Source organism: Bradyrhizobium sp. P2_E8, from assembly GCF_056403875.1.
The window spans coordinates 1-2885 of sequence record NZ_JBFUES010000937.1 but is presented as its reverse complement, the minus strand read 5'-3'; the positions used below and the strand labels follow the sequence as shown (position 1 = coordinate 2885).

The 2885-nt window shown below is 65.2% G+C and carries 4 protein-coding genes; 3 read left to right on the top strand and 1 reads right to left on the bottom strand.

Translation table 11 applies throughout. The annotated features are described in order from the left end of the window. Positions 1 to 163 precede the first annotated feature (163 nt). Positions 164 to 982 carry an ABC transporter ATP-binding protein gene (locus tag AC1D00_RS34600; protein ID WP_477013772.1) on the top strand — a complete coding sequence of 273 codons (819 nt, stop codon included), beginning with the start codon at positions 164 to 166 and terminating at the stop codon, positions 980 to 982. Then, positions 982 to 1767, top strand: coding sequence for an ABC transporter permease (locus AC1D00_RS34595; RefSeq protein WP_135175939.1), 786 nt, complete (start codon positions 982 to 984; stop codon positions 1765 to 1767). Before AC1D00_RS34600 ends, AC1D00_RS34595 begins: the two co-directional genes overlap by 1 nt. 47 nt (positions 1768 to 1814) lie before the next feature. Here AC1D00_RS34595 and AC1D00_RS34590 read toward each other — a convergent pair whose 3' ends face one another. Next, positions 1815 to 2264 (bottom strand): cupin domain-containing protein, encoded by a 450-nt coding sequence (locus AC1D00_RS34590; RefSeq protein ID WP_404553779.1) that lies wholly within the window; start codon positions 2262 to 2264, stop codon positions 1815 to 1817. A 139-nt stretch (positions 2265 to 2403) separates the two neighbouring features. Here AC1D00_RS34590 and AC1D00_RS34585 point away from each other — a divergent pair. Next, positions 2404 to 2885: ABC transporter substrate-binding protein (locus tag AC1D00_RS34585; protein ID WP_477013771.1), on the top strand; the 482-nt coding region annotated here is incomplete at its 3' end.

The window sequence follows — 2885 nt, the reverse complement described above, 5'->3', positions numbered from 1 at the left end:
GTGCATAGCCAATCATCGGCCGGGACGGCATCGGGCGGGCTCACTTCGCTGACCCGCCCGTGGAGGGAGGGGATGACAAGACCTATGCGTAGCACGCTTGGCGGGTTGATTGAACTTGGCCGCGCGAGCGGTTAAGGCATCGGACCAAATTCGGAGGGAACACATGACAACGCCCACGGCAGTGGCGCTGGAGGATGCCAAGGTCGCGTTCCGGCTGGGGGACGGACGGGTCTATACGGCGGTGGAGAAGGCGCATCTTGCGGTCGCGCAGGGCGAGTTCGTCGCCATCGTCGGCCCGACCGGGTGCGGGAAATCGACGCTGCTCAACGTCGCAGCCGGCCTGCTGAGGCCTGCCGCCGGAAGCGTCAAGATCTTCGACCGGCCGCTCGTGGGGCTGAACCGGGATGCCGGCTATCTGTTCCAGGCCGACGCGCTGTTCCCCTGGAAGACCGCGCTCGACAACGTCGCGATCGGGCTCGAGATCAAGGGCACGCCGCGGGCCGAGGCGCTGCCGCGGGCGCAGAAATGGCTGACCTCGGTCGGCCTCGGCGCCTTCGCCAATCGCTATCCGCACATGCTCTCGGGCGGCCAGCGCAAGCGCGTGGCGCTGGCGCAGGTCCTGATCCGCGATCCCAAGATCCTGCTGATGGACGAGCCGTTCGGGCCGCTCGATGCCCAGACCCGCCAGGTGATGGGCAATCTGCTGCTCGATCTCTGGAACGCCGACCGCAAGGCCGTGCTGTTCGTGACCCATGACCTCGAAGAGGCGATCGCGCTCGCCGACCGCGTCGTGATCATGTCGGCGGGGCCGTCCTCGCGCATCATCGGCGACTGGCGGGTGAGCTTGCCGCGCCCGCGCGACATCTTCGAGGTGCGGCTGGACAAGGAGTTCCATGCGCTCCACCGCGAGATCTGGAGTGTGCTCAAGGACGAGGTGATGAAGGGCTACGCGCAGTCCACCCAGGCGGCGGAGGCGGTCTGATGTCGCGCCCGACACTGCTTGCGCTGCAAGTCCTGGTCGCAGTCGTCTGCATTGTGCTGTGGCAGGTGCTGTCGACAGTCCCCGTGTTCGGCAAGATCCTGCTGCCACCCTTCTTCTTCTCCAACCCGTTCGACGTGTTCAGCCAGATCGTGAAGTGGTTCGCTTCCGGCGTGATCTGGAAGCACCTCGGCATCACGCTTGCGGAATCGATCCTCGCCTTCGTGATCGGATCGCTCGGCGGCGTCCTGGTCGGCTTCTGGTTCGCACGCCAGCCGCTGGTCGCCGCGGTGTTCGACCCTTACGTGAAAATGGTCAACGCCCTGCCGCGCGTGGTGCTGGCGCCGATCTTCGCGCTGTGGCTCGGCCTCGGCATCTGGTCCAAGGTCGCGCTCGGCGTGACGCTGGTGTTCTTCATCGTGTTCTTCAACGTCTATCAGGGCGTCAAGGAGGTCAGCCGCACCGTGCTCGACAATGGCCGCATGCTTGGCATGAGCGAGCGGCAATTGATGCAGCACGTCTATTGGCCGTCGGCGCTGTCCTGGATGTTTTCCTCGCTGCACACCTCGGTCGGCTTCGCCGTGGTCGGCGCCGTCGTCGGCGAGTATCTGGGATCGGCGGCCGGCCTCGGCTATCTGATCCAGCAGGCCGAAGGCGTGTTCGACGTCGCCGGCGTGTTCGCCGGCATGTTCGTGCTGTCGGCCTTCGTCATCCTGATCGACTACGGGGTGACGCTCGTCGAGCGGCGCCTCTTGGTGTGGCGGCCGACGGTGGACGGTCGCGGCTAGCCGAAAGGGGGCCCGCGCGACGGCGCGAGCCCCGACAGCGTGAAAGCTCAGTCCAACAGCTTGGTATCGTCGGGCGCCTGCGGCGGCGTCTTGATCGCGATCGCCTTGACCTGTCCGCTGATCGGCTTGGTGCCGCCATGCGGCGTGCCCTTGGGGATGATGACGAGGTCGCCCGGCTTCACCGTGACCTCCTTGTCGCCGAGCCAGATCGTCCCGGTCCCGTCCAGGATGTACTGGATTTCGTTGGTGTTGGGATGCATGTGCTTGGGCACATTGCCGACCTGGATCGAGATGGTGGCGCCGTCGGCGCTTGCGAACATTTTTGAGCGATAGCCGACATTGTTGGCGGGCCCGAGGGCGTCGCCTTCCATCTCGCCGGTGTGGATGATCTGCGCGGTGATGTTCTCGGCGGCCAGCGCCGGCCGGAGCAACTGGTTGGCGCCGCATCCGGCGGCAAAGGCGGCGGCGATCGACAGTCCGGCAGCAAGGCGATTCATGGATGATCCTCCCCATCAGGAATTGTTCTTGATTGGGCATGCTATTGCGCCGAAAGGCCGATGGCGAGTCGCACTTAGGCAGTGCTTCTCAAGCCGGTCCCGCTGCTCTATGGTGCCGCCGGCCGAACGGAGGAAACCAATGAAGAACACGATTGCCAGGCTCGCCGGCGCGCTGCTCGCGCTGACGCTCACCACCTCGCTTGCCGCGGCGCAAAGCAAGGTGACCATCGCGGTCGGGGGCGGCTCCTGCCTGTGCTATCTGCCGACGGTCCTGGCCAAGCAGCTCGGCGAATACGACAAGGCCGGCCTCAATGTTGAACTGGTCGACCTCAAGGGCGGTTCGGACGCGCTCAAGGCCGTGCTGGGCGGCAGCGCCGACGTGGTCTCCGGCTATTTCGACCATTGCGTCAACCTGGCGGCCAAGAAGCAGGAGCTTCAGTCCTTCGTCGTCTATGACCGCTATCCCGGCCTCGTGCTGGTGGTTTCGCCCGCGCACACGAACGAAATCAAGTCGATCAAGGATCTCGCCGGCAAGAAGGTCGGYGTCAGCGCACCCGGCTCCTCCACCGACTTCTTCCTCAAATACATGCTCAAGAAGAATGGCCTCGATCCCGCCGGCAC

Coding starts and splice junctions, on each gene's coding strand:
- AC1D00_RS34600 (WP_477013772.1), top strand. CDS start 164: ATGACAACGCCCACGGCAGTGGCGCTGGAGGATGCCAAGGTCGCGTTC.
- AC1D00_RS34590 (WP_404553779.1), bottom strand. CDS start 2,264: ATGAATCGCCTTGCTGCCGGACTGTCGATCGCCGCCGCCTTTGCCGCC.
- AC1D00_RS34595 (WP_135175939.1), top strand. CDS start 982: ATGTCGCGCCCGACACTGCTTGCGCTGCAAGTCCTGGTCGCAGTCGTC.